Genomic DNA, 22,370 nt, shown 5'->3' with positions numbered 1-22,370 from the left:
ATGCGTAAATCCTTGATGCGCAATCTGCTGTTGGCCGCGTTTTCGGTGCCGGCCCTGGCCATGGGCGCGGCGGCGCACGCCTTCGACGTGGGCATCGTCGCGTTCCAGATGTCTTCGGAAACCCACGCGCGCGTCGCCAACGCCGCTGCCGAAGCCGCCCGCTCCAAGGGCTGGACCGTGACCCAGCTGAACGCCGAAGGCTCGCTGCCCAAGCTGGCCGAACAGCTCGACACCCTGGTCAACAAGAAGGTCGACGCCATCGTCATCGCCATGGGCAAGCCCGTGGAAACCGACGCGCAGCTGCAGGCCGCCAAGGAGAAGGGCATACCCGTCGTCGGCGTGATGTCCGGCGCCAGCCCCCACATGCTGTTCGACGTCGAGGTCAACGAATACGCCACTGGCGCCCAGTCCGTCCTCTATATGCTGGGCAAGATGGGCTACCAGGGCAACATTCTGTCCGCCCGCTTCGACGGCAACTCCGGCACCCGCATCCGCGGCAAGATGCTGGACGCCGTCCTGACCGAGAACACCGCCGTCAAGGACCTGGCCAAGTTCAGCATGGCCCGCACCCAGAGCTGGCGCGACGATGTGCGCAACGGCATGCAGGCGCTGCTGCTGCGCCATCAGGGCCAGTTCAAGGGTATCTGGGCCTCGTTCGACGGCCAGGCCTATGTCATCGACGATCTGCTGCAGGCCCAGGGCATGAAAAAGGGCGACATCACGCTCGTGTCCGTCGACGGCAGCCCGGAGACCTACCGCCGTATCGCCGATCCCAACAGTCTCATCACCGCGACCATGATGATTCCCTTCGAGCAGATGGGCACCAAGGCCATCTACGCCATCGACCGGATCGTCGTAAAGAAGGAACCCAGGGAAAGCATCGCCGCCGGGCCCTACCTCTTCATGGACTCCGTCCTGGTCGACGCCAGCAATGTCCAGAAATTCCTGCAACCCGCCAAGTAAGAGCCAAGAGCCATGACCGCCGCGTTGTCGCTACGCCAGATCAAGAAGTCGTATGGCGCCGTCGAAGCCCTGAAGGGCGTGGACCTGGACGTGCCCCAGGGCAAGGTCATGGCCATCTGCGGCGACAACGGCGCGGGCAAGTCCACGCTCATCCGCATCATCTCAGGCGCGCAGGAACCCAGCGCCGGCGCGATGAGCCTGAACGGGCAGCAGGTCGCGTTCGGATCGCCCCACGACGCCCTGGTGCAAGGCATCGCCACCATCTACCAGGATCTGGCGCTGGCTCCGCGCTTGTCGATCTGGGAAAACATCTTCATGGGCGCCGAACTGGTGCGGCGCGTGGGGCCGCTCAGCATCCTGGATAAACGCCGCATGGCCGAGGATGCGCGCGGCTACCTGCAACGCCTGTCCGTGCCCATCGATGACATGGACCGGCCCGTGGAGCGCATGTCCGGCGGCCAGCGCCAGGCCGTCGCCATCGCCCGCGCCCTGCGCTGGGACGCCCGCGTCGTCATCATGGATGAACCCACCGCCGCGCTGGGCGTCAAGGAAACGGCGCTGGTTCTGAACCTGGTGCGCAAGCTGCGCGAAGAGGGCCGCACTGTGATCCTCATCAGCCACAACATGGCCGACGTGGTGGCGCTGGCGGACAGGGTGGCGATCCTGAAGAGCGGAACCAAGGTCATCGAGCGCGACGTGGCCGGGCTGGATGCGGACGCGTTGGCGCATATGGTGATGACGGGCAAAGAGTAAGGCCGCGCTTGGCCCCAGCGGCCATGCGAATGAAAAAGGCCGCCGCCAGCGATAGACCGGGCGGCGGCCTTTTTTTCATGTGGCGGCAGAGTCAGACCGGCGCTTCATCCGCGTTATAGCTGAACAGCCATTCATAGCGTTCACGCACGCGCGTTTCGTTCCACTCGCGGTCCACGTAGTCGGCGGCGCCTTGCGCGTGTGCCAGTGCCGGATTGTGGAAGCGCCGAGCGTTCTCGGCCGAACCGCGCACCACGCGAGATGCCCGTTCCACGCGCGCCGCTTCGTAGCGTTTGAATGCCTGGGGAACATCGTCCGGCTGCGCCTCCAATGCGCGCGCCAGTACATAGCCGTCCTCGATTGCCATCGCCGCGCCCGAGGCCAGCATGGGCAGCGTCGGATGGCAGGCGTCTCCCAGCAGCGTCACGCGGCCCTGCGACCACTCAGGCAGCGGTTCGCGCAGCATCAGCGCCCATTTGTAGGGTTCGTCCAGCGCCTGGATCAGTGTCTGCACATCCTCATGCCAGCCCGCGAAATCCCGCGCGCATTCCGCTACGCTACCGCGCTCGGTCCAGGACTCCACCTGCCAATCGTCGCGCTCCAGGATGCCCACGAAGTTCACCAGTTTTCCCTGCCGCAGCGGATAGTGGATGACGTGGGCGCCCGGGCCTACCCAGTTGCAGGCATAGGGCTCGCGCAGATGCGCGGGCAACTTTTCGGCCGGGATCACGCCGCGCCAGGCGACGGTGCCAGAAAACGCCGCGGCGTCCGCGCCGAACAGCGCGGCGCGCACGCGCGAGTGCACGCCGTCGGCGCCGATGAGCGCCGCGCCTTCGATTTTTTCGCCCGACTCCAGTACGGCGGTGACGCCTGTGTCGTCCTGCGTGAACCTGGTGACCTTGGCGCCCAGCGTGATGGCTCGCGGGTCATTGGCCTGCACCGCCTGCGCCAGAATCCGGTGCAGGTCGGCGCGATAGATCGTCAGGTACGGATAACCATAGCGGGCCACCGATTCCGCACCCAGGTCGAACAGTGGCCAGGTTCGTCCGCTGGACCACAAGCGGATACGCTTTCCGGCCGTTGGGCGTGCGACCTCCGTCAGGGCGTGTTCCAGACCCAGTTGATACAGCACGCGGTTGGCGTTGGCGCTAAGTTGGATGCCCGCGCCGACTTCGCGCAGCTCCTGTGCCTGCTCCAGCACGCGCACGCGCAAGCCGCGCCGCTGCAGGGCCAGCGCGGCGGTCAGGCCGCCCAGGCCGGCGCCGGCGATGAGATATAGGGGGGAAGCGTTGTGAGACATATGTTGCGGGGGTGTGGGTTAGTCAGGCTTGATGCCGGCTTGCTTGACGACCTGGGTCCATTTGTCCAGGTCCGTGCGGATCGATTGCGCGAATTGCTCCGGCGTATCGCCCACAGGCTCCAGGCCCAGGTCGGCCAGCTGGCGCTTGACCTCGGGATCGCGCGCTGCGGCGGCCAGCGCCTTGGTCAGGCGCTCGATCACCGGCTGCGGCGTGTGGGCGGGCGCCATGAGACCGAACCAGGAATAGGCTTCGAAAGGTTTGCCCAGCACTTCAGCCACGGTGGGAACGTTGGGCAGTTGCGGGTAGCGCTGCGCGCCGGTAACGGCATAGGCGCGCAGCTTCTGCGCCGCGATCTGCGGATACAGCAGAGTCACCGTGTCGAACAACAGATCAACTTGGCCCCCAAGCACGTCGCTGAGCGCCGGCGCGCCGCCGCGGTAAGGAATGTGCAGAATGTCCACGTTCGCGCTGCGATCGAACAGTTCGGCCGTGAGATGGCCGACCGAACCCGTGCCGGCCGAGGCCACCGTCAGCGGCTGGCGCCGAGCAAGGTCGAGCAGCGCCTTGAGGTCAGCACTGGGCAGGGCGGGGCGGCTCACCAGGATTAGCGGGCCGCGCACCGCCATGCCGATGGGGGTGAAGGAGGCGTTGGGGTCATAGTCCAGCTTGGGATAGAGCGCGGGCGCCACCACCATGCTGCTGGTGCCGCCCCATAGCAGCGTGTAGCCGTCAGGCTGTTCGCGCGTTACCGACGTGGTGCCCACCGAGCCGCCCGCGCCTGCACGGTTCTCCACGATGACCGGTTGGCCCAGCTGTTCGGCCATGGTCTTGCTGAAGAGGCGCGCGCTCGTGTCGGTCGGGCCACCGGGCGGAAATGGCACCACTAGCCTGATCGGCTTCTCGGGGAAGTCCGCAGCCTGGACGGCGGGCGCCGGCGCAAGGGCCGCGCACGCGATGGCGAATGCCGAGGCAATTCGCAGGGGGAATCGGAACATGCTTGTCTCCTGTAGGCGCATTTGCGCTTTTGTTCTGGGCCCATCCGGACGGAAGGCAGCGCATTTCGCAATTGCAACGCAAACGGATAAACAAGTAAAACTGCGTTATCTTGTCTATTAACAAAGAAGTTTTATTAATTATCTGGTAGTCCACGCGTGAATTTCTCCCTGCGCCAACTGCGCGGCTTCCTTGCCGTAGCCGAACATGCCAGCTTCACCAAGGCCGCGGCCCAACTGCACCTGACGCAGGCCGGCCTGAGCGCCATGGTGCGCGAATTCGAACAGAGCATAGGCAGCCGCCTGTTCGAACGCAGCACCCGCGCCGTGTTGCTCACCGATGCGGGACGAACGCTCCTGCCCGTCGCCCAGCGCATGGTCGATGAACTGGGCGGCACGCTGAGTCAACTGGCCGCCGCCAGTACGCCGCAGGCACGCGTGCTGCGCGTGGGCGTCACCCCGCTCATCGCCAGCAGCATCCTGCCGCAGGTGCTGCGCGCCTGCTCGGCAGCACAGCCGGAATGGCGTGTCGAAGTGGCCGACATGGACCGCAGCCTGATCCAACAGGGTGTCGAAGACGGAACCCTGGACGCCGGTTTCGGCGCCTTCTTCCAGAAGGCGGCTGGCCTGCGCCGCCGCGGGTTGTTCCCCGCCGAACTGGTGCTGGCGCAATCGGCCGAACATGCCGCCCGGACCCGCCGCGCTCCCTTGCCCTGGCAGCGGCTCGATCCCGCCAGTCTCATCGTGCTGCCTTCCAGCAACCCCATCCAGCAACTGATAGACCGGCACGTTCCTCGCATGCCCGATGTCGCGAACCTCCCGCCGCGCCGCGTCTACAGCCACCTGGAAACTATCCTGGCCATGGTCGAGTCCGGGCTGGGCCAAGCCGTCGTACCCTCGTTTGCCGCCTTGACCGGCACGCGCTGGCGCGTGCAGCTCCGGGCCCTTACGCCCCGCGTCGCGCTGGACTACGCCATCGTCACCCGCAGTGGCCGCCGTGACAGCGCCGGATTGACCGCGTTCGTGGACTGCCTGAGAGCGGCGGCCCAGATGCGCGAGCCATAAAGAAAGCCGCCGCCAGTTGCCTGGCGGCGGCTTTCTTTGAGACTGCTGCTGGACTTAGTCCTTGCGGCTGGTCACTTCAACCAGGTGGTAGCCGAACTGGGTCTTCACCGGACCCTGGACCTCGCCGACCGGGGCGCTGAACACCACGGTGTCGAATTCCTTGACCATCTGGCCCGGACCGAACGTACCCAGGTTGCCGCCGTCGCGCGAGGACGGGCAGCTGGAGTTTTCCTTGGCCAGCTGAGCGAAGTCGGCGCCGTTCTCGATGGCGGTCTTCAGTTCGTTGGCCTTGGCTTCGGTGGAGACGAGGATGTGGCGGGCGGAGGCTTGTGCCATTTGGGGCTCCTTGCGGACTTGAATTGGGGAGGGGGAGAGTAACGCATTCAGCGGACTGGCGCTGGCTAGGCTAGGGTAACTCGCGGATGATGAACCACTGACGACTGTTGTGTATCCCTTCAATACAAGACGTCCGGGGGCCAGCGTTCCGGAAATTTTGTCACATATCGATCGGCCACTTTGGCCTAGGAATATGTTTATACGGCAGGTTCCTCTGGTCCAGCGTCGCCGACCCCGGCGCATCCGCAAAGATCACATGCCGCGCTACTTTCGAGAACGACGCCTGGAAATGCTGCGCCGACTTCACCACGATCAGCGCCTTCTCCTCCAGCCGGCACCCCAACTGCGTGAACACATCGATATCCATGGCCTGGGCCCGCACCGTGATCAGCACGATCTCGATACCATCTGCTTCGACCAGGGCGGAATTCCCCACGACAGCCGGCGATCCGGACAACCCCGTCATGACCATGTCCGGCGTCAGCGCCTTGACCGTACACATCAAGTCCAGCGGTTCCCCTGACAGGGGGCTGATCTTGCCCCCGATGCGCAAGGGCAAGCGCGCGCCGACGCCAGCGCTGAAAGCGATGCGGACGGCGATGGGATCCCACATGGGGCCTATCGCCGCATTGCGCACGCCCCGTTCCAGCAGGCGGCGCAGCAGGAAGGTGGAGTCGCCCGCCCCCCCACCGCCGGGATTGTCAGCGGCATCGGCAATGACGATAGGCGTTGCGCCATATGCCAGAGCCTGGTCGATAGCTTCGTCCGGTTTGGGGTAGATGGGCGTCAACACTTCGCGCATGCCTATGAGCTCGTCGGCCAGGCGCCGCGCAAGCTGCTGGGCGGCCTGGGCGTTGCCGTCGGCATAGACCAGCAGCTTGGTCCCCATGTCGGGCACGTCGCCCCAGGCGAAGCTGTGCACCACGGAAATGGAGAGTATGCCGTCGCTGCCTTCCAGCGCGCTGATGCGGTCGATATAGCTGCGCGCCGGTTCCTGTGGCGTGCGGATGGTGACGACCATCTCGCAGTCGGCCACGGCGGCAACCGGGGCGATGCGCCGATCGACGATTGCCGCGCAGAAGTCCACCAGTTCCAGCGCGCGTTCGCGGATGTCGGTGTGGGGATATTCCTTGTAGGCGACCAGCATGTCGGCGTTCGCCACCATGGCGTCCGACAGATGGCAATGCGGATCCAGCTCCGCGCCCACGACAACCTCGGGGCCGACGATGCCGCGGACGCGCGCCAGCAGATCGCCTTCGCAGTCTTCGTAGCCGTCGGCCACCATGGCTCCATGCAGGCCCAGCACCACCATGTCGACGGGCAAGGCCTGTCGCAGGTCGCGCAGCAGTTCATCGCGCAAAGTCTCGTAGGCATGGCGCGTGGTAATGCCGCCGGGTTGGGCGCCGGCGGCCATGCCTTCGATCACGGTCCAGCCGTGTTGCGCGCCGCGCTGGCGCGCTGCCCACAGAGGTCCGCTGAAGATGGTCATCTCGGGAGGATGGGTGCCTGCGGGGTAGTAGCCCCGGTCGGCAAAATCATCCAGCGAGGTGGGCAGCGGAGCGAACGTATTGGTTTCCGTGGACAGCGAACCGGTGAAAACGCGCATGGTACGAGTGCTTAGTCTGCGGTGGCGCCAGAGGCCTTGACGACGTCGGCGTACTTGGCGATTTCGGAGGCGACGTGCTGGCGCAGTTCTTCCGTCGTGCCGCCGCCGGGCGTGGCGACCATGCCGGCGAGCTTCTCCTGGATTTCCTTCTCTGCCAGGATCGCGTTGACTTCCTTGTTCAGCTTTTCCACGATGCCGGCGGGCGTGCCGGCAGGCGTGAACAGCGCGTACCAGGACGTCATCTCGTAACCCTTGACGGTGGCGTCGATGGTGGGGATCTCGGGCGCAAAGGGCTGGACGGTAGCGCTGGTGACGCCCAGTGCGCGCAGCTTGCCGCCCTGGATGAGCTGCATGACCGAAGGCGCGGTGTCGAACATCACCTGGATGCGGCCGGCCATCAGGTCGGTGAGGGCGGGTGCGCTGCCCTTGTACTGCACGTGTTCCATTTCCACGCCCGTCATCATCTTGAACAGTTCAGCCGACAGGCGGGTCGACGAGCCTGCGCCGGACGAGGCGAAGAAAATGTTCTTGGGGTTGGCTTTGGCGTAGGTGATGAACTCCTGCACCGTCTTGGCCGGCACGGTGTTGTTCACCACCATGATGTTGGGAAAGCGCGTCAGCAGCGCCACCGGCGCGAAGTCCTTCTGGAAGTCGAAGGACAGTTCCTTGTACAGCGACACGTTGATGGTGCTGGCGTTCGAGCCCAGCAGGATGGTGTAGCCGTCGTTGGGCGAGCGCGCCACGGTCGCGGCGGCGATGTTGCTGGCGGCGCCGGGACGGTTCTCGACCACGAAGGTCTGGCCCAGCTTGTCCGACAGGCGGCCGGCGATCAGCCGCGCCACGGCGTCGGACGAGCCGCCCGGCGCGTAGCCGACCACGACCTTGACGGGCTTGCTCGGGTAGGCAGCTTCCGGCGAGGCGAAAGCGGCCTGTTGACTGAATACGCTCAGGGTTGCGGCAGCGAGGATCGAAGCGAAGAGTTTCATGCTTAAAGGCTCGAAATGGGCGTTACCTCGCATTGCCGCCGCCGCTGGCTTCCAGCTTGCGGCTCGCAACCGAGCGGATTTGAAAGTACGCGCATTATTCGCAATCGCAGCCCTGTAAATCAATGTAAGCTGCGAGGGATTTTGTTGCCAAAAAGGCAACGATTTAGAGAAATCGTAGAAAAAGGGGACAAGCATGGACGGAGGACTGAGCGCGCGGCGCCTGCAATACTTCTTCGAGGCGGTGACGACCGGATCGGTGCGCGGCGCCGCCGAGCGCCTGGGGGTGGAGCCTTCCATCGTCAGCCGTCAGATCCAGTTGCTGGAGACGGAGCTGGGCGTGGCGCTGCTGGAGCGCAAGGGCCGGGGCATCGTGCCCACCGACATGGCCTCGATTGTGATGGACCACTGCCGCGACCGGCAGGCCAGCGAGCAGGCCTTGCGGGCCCGGCTGGACGAGGTCAATGGTTTGCAACGCGGCGATATCCAGATCGTCACCAGCGAGGGCTTCGTCGATATCCTGATGAGCGGCGTGGTGGATGAATTCTGCCGGCAGCATCCTGGCGTGCGGGTTTCGCTGAAAGTGGCCGGCGCTTCCGACGCGGTGCGCGCCGTGGTGCACGACGACGCCCATATTGGCGTGGTGTTCGGCGCGCCGGCGGACCCCGGCATACGCGTGGTTCACACGCGCAACCATCCTCTGTGCGTGATCGCGTGGCCGGATCATCCGCTGGCGCGGCAGCGCAAGCGGCCGACGCTGAAGGACGTGGCGCGCTATCCGATTGCGCTGATGGGGCCGGGCTTCGGCTTGCGCCAGCTGATCGAGATGGCGGAACTATCGGAGAACATCGTGCTGTCGCCCAGCTTCATCGCCAACTCGGTGGTGACGCTCAAGCGCTATGTGGAAAGCCGCCTGGGGCTGACCTTCACGTCGGCGAACTCGGTGGTGAAGGAGGTGGCTCGGGGTGAGTTGGTGGCGCTGCGCACCACTAATCCCATCTTCGAGGCGGCGCAGACGCGCTTGATCGTGCGGGCGAATCGACCGTTGACCAGCGCGGCTAGAGGCATGCTGGAAAGAATCCAGGCATCGCCGCTGTTCCACGGCGCGAAGCCGTAGCGGGCGATGCCTGGCGTGGTCCTGCTGTGACTTTAACGCACCGGCCAGCCGTACATCAGCCCGCCATCGCGGTACGAAGCGTTCAGGCCGCGCGGCAGCTTCAGCGGGCTGCTGGGGCCGAGGTTCTTCTCAAAGCTCTCGCCGTAGTTGCCGATGTTCTTGATGATGTTGTAGGCCCACTTGTCGTCCACGCCCAGGTTCTTGCCCATGCCCGGCGTCACGCCCAGGAGGCGCTGCACGTTGGGGTTGGTGCTCTTGAGCATTTCGTCGACGTTCTTGGACGTGATGCCGTATTCCTCGGCTTCCAGCATGGCGAACATGGTCCAGCGCACGACGTTGAACCATTGTTCGTCGCCTTGGCGGACCATGGGGCCCAGCGGCTCCTTGGAGAAGTTCTCCGGCAGGATGTCGTACTTTTCCGGGTTCTCCAGGTTGCTGCGCGCCGCGGCTAGCTGCGACTTGTCGCCGGTGAAGGCGTCGCAACGGCCCACTGCGAAAGCGCGGATGATCTCGTCCAGGCGCTCGACGACCACGGGCTTGAAGACGATGTTCTGCGAGCGGAACCAGTCGGCCAGGTTCAGTTCGGTGGTGGTGCCGGGCTGCACGCAGACCGTGGCGCCGTCCAGCTCCTTGGCGCTTTTCACGTTCAGGGACTTGTTCACCATGATGCCCTGGCTGTCGTAGTAGTTCACGCCCACGCCGATCAGGCCCAGCGTGGTGTCGCGGGTCAGCGAGAGCGTGGTGTTGCGGGGCAGCACGTCGACTTCGCCGGACTGCAGGGCGGTGAAGCGTTGCAGCGCGCTGACCGCCATGATTTTGGCCTTGGAGGCGTCGCCGAACATGGTGATGGCCAGTGCGCGGCACAGGTCCACGTCCAGGCCGATCCAGCCGCCCTTGCTGTCGTTCACCGAGAAGCCGGCGACGCCGGTGGACACGCCGCATTGGACGAAGCCCTTGTTCTTGACCGCCTCGAAAGTCGCGCCAGCGTGGGCGGTCAAGGACGAAATGAGTAAGGCGGTGCCTGCCGCGGCCAGTTTGAGTGCTTTCATGGGTGTCTCCGCGCCATCCGGCGCATTTGTAGCGATCAGCCGAAGGCTGAGGTGCGGCGAATGGTAGCCAGCGGGCCGGAGCGGGAGTATCAGGGAATTCCCGTTAAATCCATGAGGCGGAATTTACGCGTCGCGAGCCGCCGGGAATAGCGCGGCATGCACGGCTTCAGGAGTGAAAGGCGCTTCGTAGAAGCGCAGCCCCGTCGCGTCGAATAGCGCATTGGCAATCGCCGCGGGGCCGGGAACCGACGCGGATTCGCCGGCGCCCATGGGCGGCTCGTCCTGGCGCGGCATCAGCAGCACGTCGATGGCAGGCAGGTTCTTGAAGCCGATGATGGGGTATCCGCCCCATTCCCGGCAGGCCACGCCGGCGTCGTCGAAAACGACCTTCTCCAACAGGCTGCGGCTTAGCGTCTGATTGACGTTGCCATGGATCTGGTGGCGGACGCCGTCGGGATTGACGACCATGCCGGTATCCTGGCCGACGACGATGCGCTCGACCTCAATGCGCCCGCTTGCCGGATCCACGCTCAGGTCGATGACCCATGCGGCCCAGGCGGCGCCGAAACCGGGGAACTTGCTATGCACGTAGCGCGCATAGGCGACGCCCCGGCCATGCAAGCGGCCATCGGCGCCGGGGCGGCCCCGGCTGCCTGGCGTCATCGGGCGCCACTGCGCGCGGGCGGCCGTGGCTTGCAGCAACGCGATGGCGCGCTGATCCTCCAGATGGCGCAGTCGGTACTCGACAGGATCAGCGCCGGCCGCGTGCGCCAGTTCGTCGATCATGCACTCATGGGCAAAGGAGTTGGGCAGGGCCGACACCCCGCGCAACCACGATGCGCGTACCAGCGGCGCCATGTCGTGGCAGACGATGCGCCGGTTGGGATAACGATAGGGCGGCGCGGCCGTGCGGTCGCCCATTTCGAGCGTGCGAGGTTCGGCGGGAATGGCGCCAGTCAGCAGCAGCGCCAGCAATGGCGCGTCGTTGGAGGGGTAGCGGACGCCGAAGTCATAGGCCAGCAGTTCGCCGTCGGCATCGATCGCGGCGCTCACGTCCATCAATTGGCCTGTGCCCTTGGGTTCCCACTGATGCTCCTGTTCGCGCGTGAGCTGTACGCGGACCGGGGCGCCGACGGCGATCGACAGCAGCGCTGCGTCGGCGCAGACGTCGTCCGCGCAGTTGCGGCCATAGCAGCCCGCGGCCTCCAGGCGGATCAGGTCTATCCGATCCTCGCCCAGCTTGAGCAAGCGGTTCAAGTCGGCGCGCAGCATGTGGGGATTCTGCGTGCCGGTCCAGACCGTCAGGCGGCCGCCGCTGAAGTCGGCGACAGCGCAAGACGGGCCGATGGAGGCATGCATTTGATAGGGCCAGACATAGCTGCGGCGCAGATGCGTGGCGGCGCGGGCGCAGGCCGTATCGATGTTGCCTTCCTCGATCAGCGGCCGGGCGGTCGATGGATTGGCGCGGATGGCTTGCTCGAGATCATCCAGGCGCGGCGCGGGCGGAACAGGCTTCCAGCGTACTTTCAGCGCACGCATGGCGGCGATCGCCTGTTCCTCGCGATCCGCGACCACGCCGATGAAATCGCCCTGCGCCACCACCTGCACGTTGCCCGGCAGGTGGGCGACGGAGTCGCGGTCCAGATCGGCCAGGCAACGGCCGATGAAGCTGCCGGCGTCGCGCCCCGGATGGGGAGGGCGGATCACGCGGCCATGGCGCATGCCGGGCACGCGCACGTCGTGCACGAAGCTGAGTTCGCCGGTGGCCTTGGCGGGAATGTCGACGCGGGCGACGCCCTGTCCCACGATCTTGTATTCGTGGGCGGGCTTGAGGCGGACCTCCTGGTCAGGGGGCGCCAGGAGCAGCCGTATGTGCTGGCCGCGCAGCAGCTGTCCATAGTGCAGCTGCCGCGGGTCGTTGGCGTCGGCGGGCCGGATGACGCCCTCGCGCACCCGCAAGGCATCGCGCGGGATGTCCCATTGCCGAGCCGCGAGCATCAGCAGATGTTCGCGGGCCTGGGCCGCGGCGCGTCGCAGCGGTACCGCCGATATCTGGATGCTGGCGCTGGCGATGGTGGGCCCCTGGTTCGGAGCGGCATTGGTGTGCCCCAGCACCATCTCCAGGCGCGACAAGGGAACCTCGAGTTCTTCCGCGACGATCTGGGCCAGCGAAGTGCGGATGCCGGTGCCCAGGTCCACGTGGCCGTTGAAGGCGAGCACGCGCCAGTCGGCGGACGCGGTGTCCTGGAATGGCTGGCCGCTGTCGCCCAGCAACGCAATGAAGATCTCCGGCGTAGCCTGGACATAGTCCGACGCGACACCGGGCTGGCCGGGCGCGGGGCGCGGCGGGGCCGTGGGTTCGCGCACGACCAGCAAGGCGTCGGTATGGGCGAGCAGCGCGCCAGGCATTTCTTCAGGTTGAGGCAGGTTCATGGGGCTGACAGAGTCCGGGCCGGTGGATGATTATGCCGGCATTACCGGACGCCAAGGGCTGGGCCGCCGTTCATGGCCGCGTGTCGGTTATCGCCTGGTCCATGGGCATGACGGCGGCGTACTTCTGCGCCATGTCGAACAGGTTGGCCTCGTGCGGCCCCAGCGCGCGGTCGCCGCAGCAATCGGACACGACCAGCGGCCGGAACCCCGCCTGCATGGCGTCCACCACGCTGGCCCGCACGCAGCCGCTGGTGACGCAGCCCGCAACCAGCAGGGTCTGAACGCCGCGCTGCGCCAGCCATGGCGCCAGCATGGTGCCGAAGAAGGCGGACGGGGTGCTCTTGCGCACCACATACTCGCCGGCGGCAGGGGCCAGTTCCGGCACGATGGCGCTGTTGTGGCTGTGTTCTTTCAGCGCCAGCATGGCCGGTACCTTCAGGCAGAAGATATTGCTGTCGGCATCGTCGTCCGAGAACACGATGCGGCTGTGCGCTACCGGCCAGCCTTGCGCGCGGGCGTGGGCCAACAGATGGCGCGTCTGCGAGATGGCTTCGGGGATGTTGCCGCCGCCCAGAACGGCCGGGTCGGCGAAGCCGTTGACGAAGTCGATGATCAGCAGCCCATAGGGGGCTTTGAGCGGCAGCGGAGTGCCGAAACCCTGCCGCGCATAAGCGGAGATGTCGCCGGCTGTGTCATCGATGCGGGCGGGTTGCTGGGGCGCGTTCATTTGAGCTCTCCTCGGCGCGCAGCGCGGGCCAGTCCCGGGGCATCCTGCACGACTCCGTTAATTACGACTGGCTGGCCGTCCAGGGCGACGCTGCAGCGGCGCATCGGGATGTCGATGTGGCAGGCGGTAGTGCGGCTGCCGCCAGCTTCGTTGTTGGGGCCCATGGACCACAGGAAATTGCCTTCGAAGGCGCGGGCGTCCATGCCGATATGGGCTTCCTTGTTGTAGTGGGCCAGCATGGACCACTGGGCGCGCGGCTGCAGGCCCCAGCCTATGTGGGATACGGCATAGGCCTCGGGATCTTCATACGCGGCCATGTATTCCTTGAGAATGTCGGCCTGCAGCCCGCCATTGATGCGGGTGACGTAGCCATTTTCGACCACGAGCTCGATCGGATCGGTCACGTAATCCTTCATAGGCAGCAGGATGTCTCCGCGGTCCAGTACTACGCGGCCTTGGCTATGGCCCTCGTTGGGCCAGGTCAGCACGAAGCCGCTGGGCCAATGATCCCAACGGCCGGGCTGGTCCACGAAACCATATTCGGAAATGGCGGGGAAGTCGCCCAACTGGCAGCGCAGATCGGTGCCGGCCGCCGACGTGATGTGCATCTGGCGCGATGCTTCGATCAGGCGGGCGGCGGCCTGCACGCGGGCGCGGTCCGCCTCGCTCGGCACCAGCCGGCACAGCACTTCGGGCGGCTCGATCGCCAGCAGGATCTTGGTGCCGGTCTGCAGGATCTCGTGTTGTTCGGGGGAGAACAGCAGCGTCATCAGGTCCAGCACCAGGTCGCTGGCGGTCAGCGCCGCGATGGCCGCGGCATTGCCGGTCAGTGGCGTAGCGCCCAGATACGCCAGGGCGTCGCGGCTGATGGACTTGTCGGCGTTGACGGGCGGCAGGTCCAGCCGGGTGACGCGCGCGCCCATGTCGGTGGCTGCGGCGATGGCGCAGCGTAGGGTCTGCGGATGCGTGTCGGCGCCGGTAAGCACGGTGACAATCTGGCCGGCTTCCAGCCGGGAGAGGGTGAGCACCTGTTTCCAGGCATGGATCAGATCGGTATCGCTGACGGACATGAGGGTTCCTTGAAGCGGCTGAATGGAGGCGTGCAGGTCCCGTGCGCGGTATCAGTCCACGGCGTGGCCAAGGAAATCGCCGAAGGCGGCGTAGAAGCCGGCTTCGTTGTCCCACGGAATCATGTGGCCGGCGCCCGACACCCGGACGTGCTGCGTCTGCGGCGCCAGGCCTTGCCATTCGGCGACGTCCTCATCGCTCACGACGCCGCCCCGTTCGGCGGTCATCAGCAGTAGGGGCAAGGCGATGCCAGGCAGGTCGGCGTGTATGTCGTCGCGGCCGAAATCCTCGAAGCTCTGGACGATGGCGGGTTCATGGCAGGTGTGCAGCCACTGGGCGCGCAACTGGCGTTGCGGTTCGGTCCAGGTCGGGCAGAACGCCCGCATGTCTTCGGCGGTCATGCCGCGCGTCGCTTGCCGGATGGAGTCCACGTACCACGCCAGGTTGGCGGGGTAGGCGCGGCGGCCCGGGCCCGAGACGGGCGGGTCGACGATGACCAGGCGCGCCAGCCCCTGCGGCTTCTTGCCCGCGGCGCGCACGGCGATGCGGCCGCCCATGGAATGGCCGACCAGCGCATAGCGCTCCAGTCCCAGCGCCTGCGCGAACCCCGTCACGTCGGCCGCTTGCGCGTCCAGGCCATAGTCCAGGTCAGGCCCGGACGCCGACAGCCCGCGTCCGCGCACGTCCAGCACATAGGTGTCGAATTGGCGGCCCAGGCGTTCGGCCACGAAGCCCCAGGTGACGGCGGGGCTGGTGATGCCGGGAATGATGATGACCGCGAGGCGTTCGGCGCGTTCGCCCTCAGGGCCGCCATAGCGCAGGTAGTGCTGGCGGATGCCATTCGCATGGACCTGGCCGCCGTAGAGATAGGTGCTGGAGTTCGTCGTCATGGGGGTGCCTTGAGAATCGGACCTAGGGTTTCCGATAAATTCAAAATAAAGTGTATACGCTCTATTCTTGCAAAGAGTGAGGCCGGTAGCCAACCTGGTTTTAGTAGTGGTTTTCACCTAATAAGGTGAAAAACATACGATATTTTTGATTTTGATTTTCGGAATTGCGAGCGAGTTGAGATTCTTGATATCAAAAAATAAAGCGTGTACTTCATAAATTTCCAACTCCAGCGCCTGGCGGCAGCATCTTCGTAAGCCGGCCGGCAACGCGTTCGCGCAATCACTTGTCCAGTCATTCATCATTCAGCAAGGAGTAGCCCCCGTGTCCAAATCCCCTCGTATCGCCATTGTTGGCGCCGGTCTTGGCGGCGCCGCAACCGCTGCGCTGCTGCTCAAGGAAGGACTGAACGTCCGTGTCTACGAGCAGGCGTCGGGGTTTTCGCGGCTAGGGGCTGGCATCCATGTGGGGCCGAACGTCATGAAGATCCTGCGGCGGATCGGCGTCGAAGATGCGCTGAATGCCCAAGGCTCCCACCCGGACTACTGGTATAGCCGCCATTGGGAGACGGGCGATATCCTGGCGCAGATCCCGCTGGGCGACTACGCCGTCAAGAACTACGGCGCGTCCTATCTCACCGTGCATCGGGGCGACTTCCACGCGCTGCTGATCGATGCCTTGCCGAAAAGCGCCGTCGCCTACGGCAAATCGCTGACCAAGGTCGAGGACCGGGGCGATGTGGTGGTGATGCACTTTGCCGACGGTACGTCCGAAGAGGCCGATATCGTGATCGGCGCCGACGGCGTGAACTCCCGCATCCGCGAAGAGTTGCTGGGGCCGGAACTGCCTAAGTACGCGGGCTATCTGGCGCACCGCGCGGTGTTCCCCACGCCGCCGGTCAAGAACGGCATGCTGCCCTTCGATTCCTGCGTCAAGTGGTGGAGCGACGACCGCCACATGATGGTCTATTTCGTGACAGGAAAGGCCGACGAGCTCTATTACGTGACCGGCGTGCCGGTAGAACACTGGGACTTGAACGACCGCTGGCTGCCCAGCAGCAAGGATGAAATGCGCGAGGCATTCAACGGCTGGCATCCCACGGTGCAGGCGCTGATCGACGCCACCGTCGAAGTGACCAAATGGTCGTTGCTGGAACGCGATCCGCTGCCGCTGTGGAGCCGCGGGCGCATGGTGCTGTTGGGCGACGCCTGCCATCCGATGAAGCCGCACATGGCGCAGGGCGCAGCCATGGCGATCGAGGACGGCGCAATGCTGGCGCGCTGCTTCCGGGAAGTAGGCGTAGATAAGCATGAACTGGCGTTTGCACTGTATGAGGCGAACCGCGCGGAACGCGCCAGCAAGGTGCAGCGCATTTCGCACGACAACACCTGGCTGCGCACCAATGAAGACCCTTCGTGGTGCTTCGGCTATGACGTGTTCAACGAACCGTTGGTCGAACCCAAGGCGCGAGCCGTGGCGTAAGGGTTTGCGCTGCGTGGGGAAAAATGGACTTGATCCCCGGCCTGCGTAGCGGCAACCTTCCTACCTTTCAAACTCAGCCACGTGCCACGCCCATGGGATCCACCGTCTATCCAAGCAGCGCCCCGCAGCCGATCCGTCTGATGGTGAATGGATGCGCGCACGATGTGCCGGCTGCGCCCGGCACGGCGCTGCTGCACGTGCTGCGCAATGATCTCGAACTCAATGGCCCGAAGTACGGCTGTGGCCTGGGTGAGTGCGGGGCCTGCACGGTGTTGATAGATGGCGTGGCGGCGCGGTCCTGCGTGATTCCGGTCAAGGCCGCGCTTGGACGTGCGGTCACCACGCTGGAGGGCCTGGGTACACGGCAACGGCCCGGGCCAACCCAGCAAGCTTTCATCGAGTGTCAGGCGGCGCAATGCGGTTACTGCCTGAACGGGATGATCATGACGGTGGAGGCGCTGCTGCGGCGCAATCCCTGCCCCACTGAAGCAGCATTGCGCAGCGAGTTGCACCACAACCTGTGCCGCTGCGGCACCCATGTAGAGATCATGCAGGCGGCCGTGCGCGCCGTGCAATTGCGCACGGCTGGCGTCGCGGACGATCCCGCCCCATGAGCGCGCACGTTTTCGGGGCCCCGCTGGCAAATGGCGGCCTGCCGACGGTTTTGCCCGCCGACGTATTGCATGGCATTGCGCTGCGGCCGCCTGAACTGGCGTGGGACGGCGTGCGCTACCGCGGGAGCCGGCTGCTGAGCGCGAGACTGGCAGAGGCCGGAGCCCTGGCTGGCGTGGTGGCGACGACGCAGCGTGCGCAGTTCATCGGCGTGGTTGCGGTGACCCTGCTGTATGCCCGGCAAGCCGCGGCAGAGTTGGCCCCCGTGTGGCAATCGGCTGATGCGGGCGAGATACCACGCATGTCCACGTCCGGCTCGGAGCAGATCCGTTACGGCTTGCGCCTGCCGTCGGCCGAGCCGCAAGCCGGCGTTCGCGTCACGGCTTGGAGCGTCGATGGGTATGCAGGCGTATGGCTGCCGGCGTGTGCGCCTGGCGTGCAGCATATTCTGCGGCGTGAGCTCGCGGCCTTGCTACAGCTGCCCGAGGCGGCGATACGGCTGAACATTGTTGACGCCAACGGTGCGACCGCAGTCCACCAGAACATGCCGCATCCGCTGGATCTGATGGATGCAGCTGCGGACGCTGCCTTGCTGTCGCAGGCCGTGGGCCGGCCTGTGTGCGTGGCCTGCCGCGCAGAGGCTGCGGACGAACTGGTGTTGCAAGCCCCTCAACCAGCGGTAGCGCCGGAACCTGCCTCGAACCCGCATGCAACGACGCCTGGCGTCGAGAGCACTCGCGATCAGCCCGCGATCCTGTGGGCGGACGCATCCTGGGCCATGCGCCCGAGCCTGGCGCGCTTGTTGAGCCAGCCCGGGCACGCGCGCGCGTCCGCCCAAGCGACGGTGCGCAGCGATTTCGCCGTGCAGGCCGGTACTCGGGCGGCGCTCCCCCTGCGCGCCAGCGTGGACGAGTTGAATGCGGCGCAAGTGTTTGCCCAGGAAAGCCTGTGGCATGAGCAGGCTTTGGCCCGCGGCGAGGAACCGCTCGCGTGGCGCCTGCGGCATTTGCCCGAAGGACCGGGGCTGGAACTCGCGCGCCAGGTGGTGGAGCGGGCGGAGCTGTCCAGGGACGACAACGACGCGCCGCGCATCGGCGCGTTGCGCGGCACAGGCTTCGCCACGGCGCAGGTGCAGTGCGAGGACGAGACGGGCGCCGCGCGGACGGTATGGAGCGCCTGGGTGGCCGAGGTCACCGTACAGCCTCTTACCGGTCAGGTCGATGTGACGCGGGTGGTCGCCGGGCATGACAGCCAGCACTTGCAGCAGGCCCAAGGCGCGCAGATACGTGCGGCGATCGAGCATCAGACGCCCCGGCTGCTGGCCAATGCCCGTCGCCTGCTGGCGGGGCCGCCAGTCTTCGATGACTGGCGCAGTCCAGCGCCGGATGCCGAAGACGAACAGCACGGCGCATTGAGCCTATACGAAGGACACGATGGCCTGTCGCGCCGTGATGCAACCGAGGACGGCGTGTTGGTCCAGGGACAATTGGGCATGGATGGCGTGGTTACGCTGCCCGCCGCAGCCGCCATTGCCAACGCCATCCAGGACGCAACGGGCGTGCGCCTGCGGCAGGCGCCTTTCGATTCCGAGCAGTTGCGGCTGGCGCTCGCCAGCCGTCGCCGCGAGCGCATGCGCAATCCGCTGAGGCGCGGCTGGGTCTGGCTGGCGGCAGGCATGGCGGGCGTCGCCGGCATGGCCGCCGCGCTCTGGCCTGTCAAACCGGCGCTGCCGTTGACGGCCGGTCCCGACGTGTCGCTGTATTCGTCACGCGCGATCGAGCGCGGTCGCCTGGTGGCGGCGGCGGGCGATTGCATTGCCTGCCACACCGCGCCGGGCGGCAAGGCCAATGCCGGCGGCCTGGCGCTGGACACGCCATTCGGCACGATCTACACCACCAATATCACGCCTGACAACGAGACAGGCATCGGCCGGTGGTCATACACGGCGTTCGAGCGCGCCATGCGCCAAGGCGTGCATCAGGACGGGCGCCAGCTGTACCCGGCCTTTCCGTACACGGCCTACGCCAAGCTGAGCGACGCCGACATGCAGGCGCTGTACGGCTATCTGATGTCGCAGCCCGCCGTGCGCGCCGAGCCGCCAAAGACGCAGCTGGCCTTCCCCTTCAGTTTCCGTCCCTTGCTGGCAGGCTGGAATGCGTTGTTTCACGACGCCACGCCGTTCACACCCGATGCGTCGCGCAGCGCGGAGTGGCTGCGGGGAGCCTATCTGGTGCAGGGGGCCGGACACTGCGCGGCATGCCACTCGCCGCGCAACCGCCTGGGGGCGGAAAAGACGGGCGTGCATTACCTGGCTGGCGGCGAGGCCGAGGGCTGGACCGCGCCCGCGCTGAACCAATTGGCTGCGGGCTCGCGGGCCTGGACGGGAGAGGAACTGTTCCAGTATCTGCGTACGGGGTACTCGCCCCGCCACGGTGTGGCGGCGGGTCCGATGGCGCCGGTGATCCAGGGGTTGGCCGAGCTGCCGGACAGCGACGTAAGGGCCATCACCACGTATTTGCTGGATCTGCCGCAAGCGGCGGGCTCTGCCGGGGCCAAAGCTGCTGAGGCCTCGCCGGTTCCCGCGCCGATCGCAGCCACGATCCAATCCCTACAGGGCCGGCGGGCAAACGGCGAACGCGTCTACCAGAACGCATGCGCGGTCTGCCACGAGGCAGGCAGCGGCCCGACGCTGTTTGGCGTGAAACCCCAATTGAACGCGAACACCAATCTGCACGCCGCTACGCCCGACAACCTGATCCAGGTGATTCTCAACGGCATCCAGAATCCGGCCAATGACGAGCTGGGCTACATGCCGGGATTCAAGGACAGCCTTGACGACAGACAGATCGCGGACCTGGTCGGTTATTTGCGGGAACGCCACGCGCCAGGGAAAGACGCCTGGCCAGACACGACGAACATGATTAGCAAGCTGCGCGAGCACGCGGAGCTGAACTAAAGGAAGCGCGGCCACAACGCGTGCGGCAGTTTGTGTTGATCACAACAAGGGGTTTCATCTATGTCAGCTTCATTGGTTTCAGTGGACAAGGCCATTTTGGTGGCCGGCGTCGGCAAGTTCCAGTATCGGCTATTCGTGATTTTTGGCCTGGTCTGGATGGCCGATGCCATGCAGGTGCTGTCGATCGGCTTCAGCGCGCCGTCGATCGCCAAGACCTTTGGCATTACGGTGCCGCAGGCACTGCAAAGCGGCACGTTCTTCTTCATCGGCATGCTGATTGGCGCGTTCGTGTTCGGACGCATGGCCGACCGCATTGGCCGCCGCCCTGTCCTGATGATTGCGGTGATCATCGACGCTTGCGCCGGCGTGGCGTCGGCCTTTGCGCCTGAATTCACCTGGCTGCTGTTCCTGCGCTTCCTGACCGGCATCGGCGTGGGCGGCACGCTACCGGTGGACTACACGATGATGGCCGAGTTCCTGCCCAGCGACCGCCGCGGCCGCTGGCTGGTGCTGCTGGAATCGTTCTGGGCCGTGGGCACCATTCTTCTCGCGCTGCTGGCGCTGGCGGCGACGTCGTGGGGCGACGATGCATGGCGCGTGATCTTCTTCGTGACCGGCCTGCCGGCGCTGGTCGGGGTGGCCTTGCGCTTCTATATCCCCGAATCTCCCATGTACTTGAACCGCAACGGCAAGTCGGACCGGGCGCGCAAGGTGCTGGAAAGGGTGGCGCGGGTCAACCGCCGCGATGTGGACATGCCCCACTTGCAGCCCGAAACGCCGGTGCATAAGTCCATGTTCGCGCTGTTCTCGGGCAACTATCGGCGCCGCAGTATCGGGCTGTTCCTTGCATGGGCGCTGATCTCCATCGCGTACTACGGCGTTTTCGTCTATCTGCCGGTGAAGCTCAGCACTGAAGGCTTCGCATTCATGCGCGGGCAGGAGTTCCTGGTGGTGCTGGCGCTGGTGCAACTGCCCGGCTTCGCGCTGTCCGCCTACGGCGTGGAGCGCTGGGGACGCAAGCCCACGCTGGTCGGATTCCTGTTGCTGAGCGCGGTGGGATGCATGCTGTACAGCCTGGGCACGTCGCCGTTCGTGGTGATCGGATCTACCCTGCTGATGAGTTTCTCGCTGCTGGGAACGTGGGGCGCCTTGTACGCGTTCACGCCGGAGGTGTATCCGACCGACCTGCGTGCCAGCGGCATGGGCATGGCGGGAGCCGTGGCGCGTTTCGGCGGACTTTTCGCGCCGGCCATCATCGCGCCCATCATGGCCAGCCACTTCACGCTGTCCTTGGCCGTGCTGTCCAGCATGCTGGTCGCAGGCGCCATCGCGATCTGGTCGGTCGACGTGGAATCGCGCAACCGCGCGCTGGACTGACCTTTGCCTGACGGACGGCGGCGAACAGTCAACCCTGTTCGTCGCCGTTCAGCATTTTCGTCAATAGATAGTTCAACGCCAGGCGTTCGGCAGGGTTCAGGTTGCCGTACGTGCTTTCCGTGATCTGCTTGGCGAACGGCTCCATCTGCTGCACCAGTTCCTGGCCGATGGGCGTCAGGTTGATGACGACTTTGCGGCGGTCGACGGGGTCATGGTCCACCTGGACCAGTTCACGCTGCTTGAGCCTGTCGACCACGCCGCGCACAGTGGCCTGGTCGATGACCGTGGCCTTGACCAGATCGGCCAGCGAGCTCGCGCCCTTGTCCCGCACCGAACACAGCACGACGAACTGCGCCGCGGTGAGTTGGGAATCGGGAATGTACTGCTGGAATAGGGCGGTATGTCGCTGGTACACGCGCCGCAGCAGGTGACCGACTTGATCAGAAAACAAATAGCCATCCGTATTGGACGAGGACTTGCCTTTTATATTGCGCATAAGCCTATCCGAAGCAATGCAATGAGCATCATGATTTTTGTCAACGGCACACGCATTGGACGTGCTGAACGTACGGACTGAGCACGGATTTTACTGTGATGCCGCCGGTTGGGCGTCCTTGCCGCCTCTATCCACATTGCAGCCAGGCGGCGACAATGGCAAGCATGGA

At 65.5% G+C, this 22,370-nt stretch carries 19 protein-coding genes; 8 read left to right on the top strand and 11 right to left on the bottom strand.

What is annotated here, in order from left to right; translation table 11 throughout:
• A complete protein-coding gene (locus IB259_RS15970) occupies window positions 1-963 on the top strand; it encodes a substrate-binding domain-containing protein (protein WP_175212723.1) in 963 nt (320 codons plus the stop codon).
• A 12-nt stretch (window positions 964-975) separates the two neighbouring features.
• Complete coding sequence (locus IB259_RS15965) at window positions 976-1,716, top strand: ATP-binding cassette domain-containing protein (RefSeq protein WP_054458855.1); 741 nt, start codon at window positions 976-978, stop codon at window positions 1,714-1,716.
• 91 nt (window positions 1,717-1,807) lie between these two features.
• Here the strand turns inward: IB259_RS15965 and IB259_RS15960 are convergent, their stop codons facing one another.
• Window positions 1,808-3,013, bottom strand: coding sequence for an FAD-dependent monooxygenase (locus IB259_RS15960; protein ID WP_054458857.1), 1,206 nt, complete (start codon window positions 3,011-3,013; stop codon window positions 1,808-1,810).
• Window positions 3,014-3,031: 18 nt separating this feature from the next.
• Entirely contained in the window at window positions 3,032-4,009 is a 978-nt protein-coding gene (locus tag IB259_RS15955) for a tripartite tricarboxylate transporter substrate binding protein (protein WP_119451698.1), read from the bottom strand.
• Between the two features lie 156 nt (window positions 4,010-4,165).
• Between IB259_RS15955 and IB259_RS15950 the strand changes: the two genes are divergently transcribed.
• Complete coding sequence (locus tag IB259_RS15950; protein WP_119451699.1) at window positions 4,166-5,071, top strand: LysR family transcriptional regulator; 906 nt, start codon at window positions 4,166-4,168, stop codon at window positions 5,069-5,071.
• Between the two features lie 54 nt (window positions 5,072-5,125).
• Here IB259_RS15950 and IB259_RS15945 read toward each other — a convergent pair whose 3' ends face one another.
• The 3 genes from IB259_RS15945 to IB259_RS15935 all read right to left on the bottom strand — a co-directional run bounded on the left by IB259_RS15945 (window position 5,126) and on the right by IB259_RS15935 (window position 7,999).
• A complete protein-coding gene (locus IB259_RS15945; protein ID WP_006385706.1) occupies window positions 5,126-5,407 on the bottom strand; it encodes a peptidylprolyl isomerase in 282 nt (93 codons plus the stop codon).
• 160 nt (window positions 5,408-5,567) lie between these two features.
• On the bottom strand, window positions 5,568-7,013 hold the full coding sequence (locus IB259_RS15940; RefSeq protein WP_192329571.1) for a M81 family metallopeptidase: 1,446 nt from the start codon (window positions 7,011-7,013) through the stop codon (window positions 5,568-5,570).
• An 11-nt stretch (window positions 7,014-7,024) separates the two neighbouring features.
• Entirely contained in the window at window positions 7,025-7,999 is a 975-nt protein-coding gene (locus tag IB259_RS15935) for a tripartite tricarboxylate transporter substrate binding protein (RefSeq protein WP_054458863.1), read from the bottom strand.
• Window positions 8,000-8,192: 193 nt separating this feature from the next.
• Between IB259_RS15935 and IB259_RS15930 the strand changes: the two genes are divergently transcribed.
• Window positions 8,193-9,113: a LysR family transcriptional regulator gene (locus IB259_RS15930; protein WP_119451701.1), complete on the top strand. Its 921-nt coding sequence runs from the start codon at window positions 8,193-8,195 to the stop codon at window positions 9,111-9,113.
• Window positions 9,114-9,145: 32 nt separating this feature from the next.
• On the opposite strand, the gene IB259_RS15925 is transcribed toward IB259_RS15930, so the two are convergent.
• From IB259_RS15925 to IB259_RS15905, 5 genes are all read right to left on the bottom strand, one after another.
• Window positions 9,146-10,162, bottom strand: coding sequence for an amino acid ABC transporter substrate-binding protein (locus IB259_RS15925; RefSeq protein WP_054458869.1), 1,017 nt, complete (start codon window positions 10,160-10,162; stop codon window positions 9,146-9,148).
• Window positions 10,163-10,285: 123 nt separating this feature from the next.
• Window positions 10,286-12,595, bottom strand: a complete 2,310-nt coding sequence (locus tag IB259_RS15920; RefSeq protein ID WP_192329569.1) for a molybdopterin cofactor-binding domain-containing protein — start codon at window positions 12,593-12,595, stop codon at window positions 10,286-10,288.
• 70 nt (window positions 12,596-12,665) lie between these two features.
• On the bottom strand, window positions 12,666-13,322 hold the full coding sequence (locus tag IB259_RS15915; protein ID WP_054458873.1) for an isochorismatase family protein: 657 nt from the start codon (window positions 13,320-13,322) through the stop codon (window positions 12,666-12,668).
• Window positions 13,319-14,392, bottom strand: coding sequence for a 2,5-dihydroxypyridine 5,6-dioxygenase (locus IB259_RS15910; protein ID WP_119451703.1), 1,074 nt, complete (start codon window positions 14,390-14,392; stop codon window positions 13,319-13,321). The genes IB259_RS15915 and IB259_RS15910 overlap by 4 nt, the downstream gene beginning before the upstream one ends.
• A 51-nt stretch (window positions 14,393-14,443) precedes the next feature.
• On the bottom strand, window positions 14,444-15,280 hold the full coding sequence (locus IB259_RS15905; protein WP_192329567.1) for an alpha/beta fold hydrolase: 837 nt from the start codon (window positions 15,278-15,280) through the stop codon (window positions 14,444-14,446).
• Window positions 15,281-15,602: 322 nt separating this feature from the next.
• Here IB259_RS15905 and IB259_RS15900 point away from each other — a divergent pair, with 322 nt between their 5' ends.
• From IB259_RS15900 to IB259_RS15885, 4 genes are all read left to right on the top strand, one after another.
• Window positions 15,603-16,760, top strand: a complete 1,158-nt coding sequence (locus IB259_RS15900) for an FAD-dependent monooxygenase (protein ID WP_054458878.1) — start codon at window positions 15,603-15,605, stop codon at window positions 16,758-16,760.
• Window positions 16,761-16,852: 92 nt separating this feature from the next.
• The gene (locus tag IB259_RS15895; protein WP_192329666.1) at window positions 16,853-17,374 is read left to right on the top strand and encodes a (2Fe-2S)-binding protein; all 522 of its coding nucleotides are present in this window, start codon (window positions 16,853-16,855) and stop codon (window positions 17,372-17,374) included.
• The gene (locus tag IB259_RS15890; RefSeq protein ID WP_192329565.1) at window positions 17,371-20,328 is read left to right on the top strand and encodes a cytochrome c; all 2,958 of its coding nucleotides are present in this window, start codon (window positions 17,371-17,373) and stop codon (window positions 20,326-20,328) included. The genes IB259_RS15895 and IB259_RS15890 overlap by 4 nt, the downstream gene beginning before the upstream one ends.
• Window positions 20,329-20,388: 60 nt before the next feature.
• Window positions 20,389-21,705 carry an MFS transporter gene (locus IB259_RS15885; RefSeq protein ID WP_119451707.1) on the top strand — a complete coding sequence of 439 codons (1,317 nt, stop codon included), beginning with the start codon at window positions 20,389-20,391 and terminating at the stop codon, window positions 21,703-21,705.
• 28 nt (window positions 21,706-21,733) lie between these two features.
• Here the strand turns inward: IB259_RS15885 and IB259_RS15880 are convergent, their stop codons facing one another.
• Complete coding sequence (locus IB259_RS15880) at window positions 21,734-22,201, bottom strand: MarR family winged helix-turn-helix transcriptional regulator (RefSeq protein WP_054458885.1); 468 nt, start codon at window positions 22,199-22,201, stop codon at window positions 21,734-21,736.
• Window positions 22,202-22,370: the final 169 nt, after the last annotated feature.

This window comes from Achromobacter sp. ACM04 (assembly GCF_014851465.1).
GTDB lineage: Bacteria > Pseudomonadota > Gammaproteobacteria > Burkholderiales > Burkholderiaceae_B > Achromobacter > Achromobacter aegrifaciens.
The sequence above is the reverse complement of the archived record's forward strand: the minus strand, read 5'-3'. Positions and strand labels throughout refer to the sequence as shown.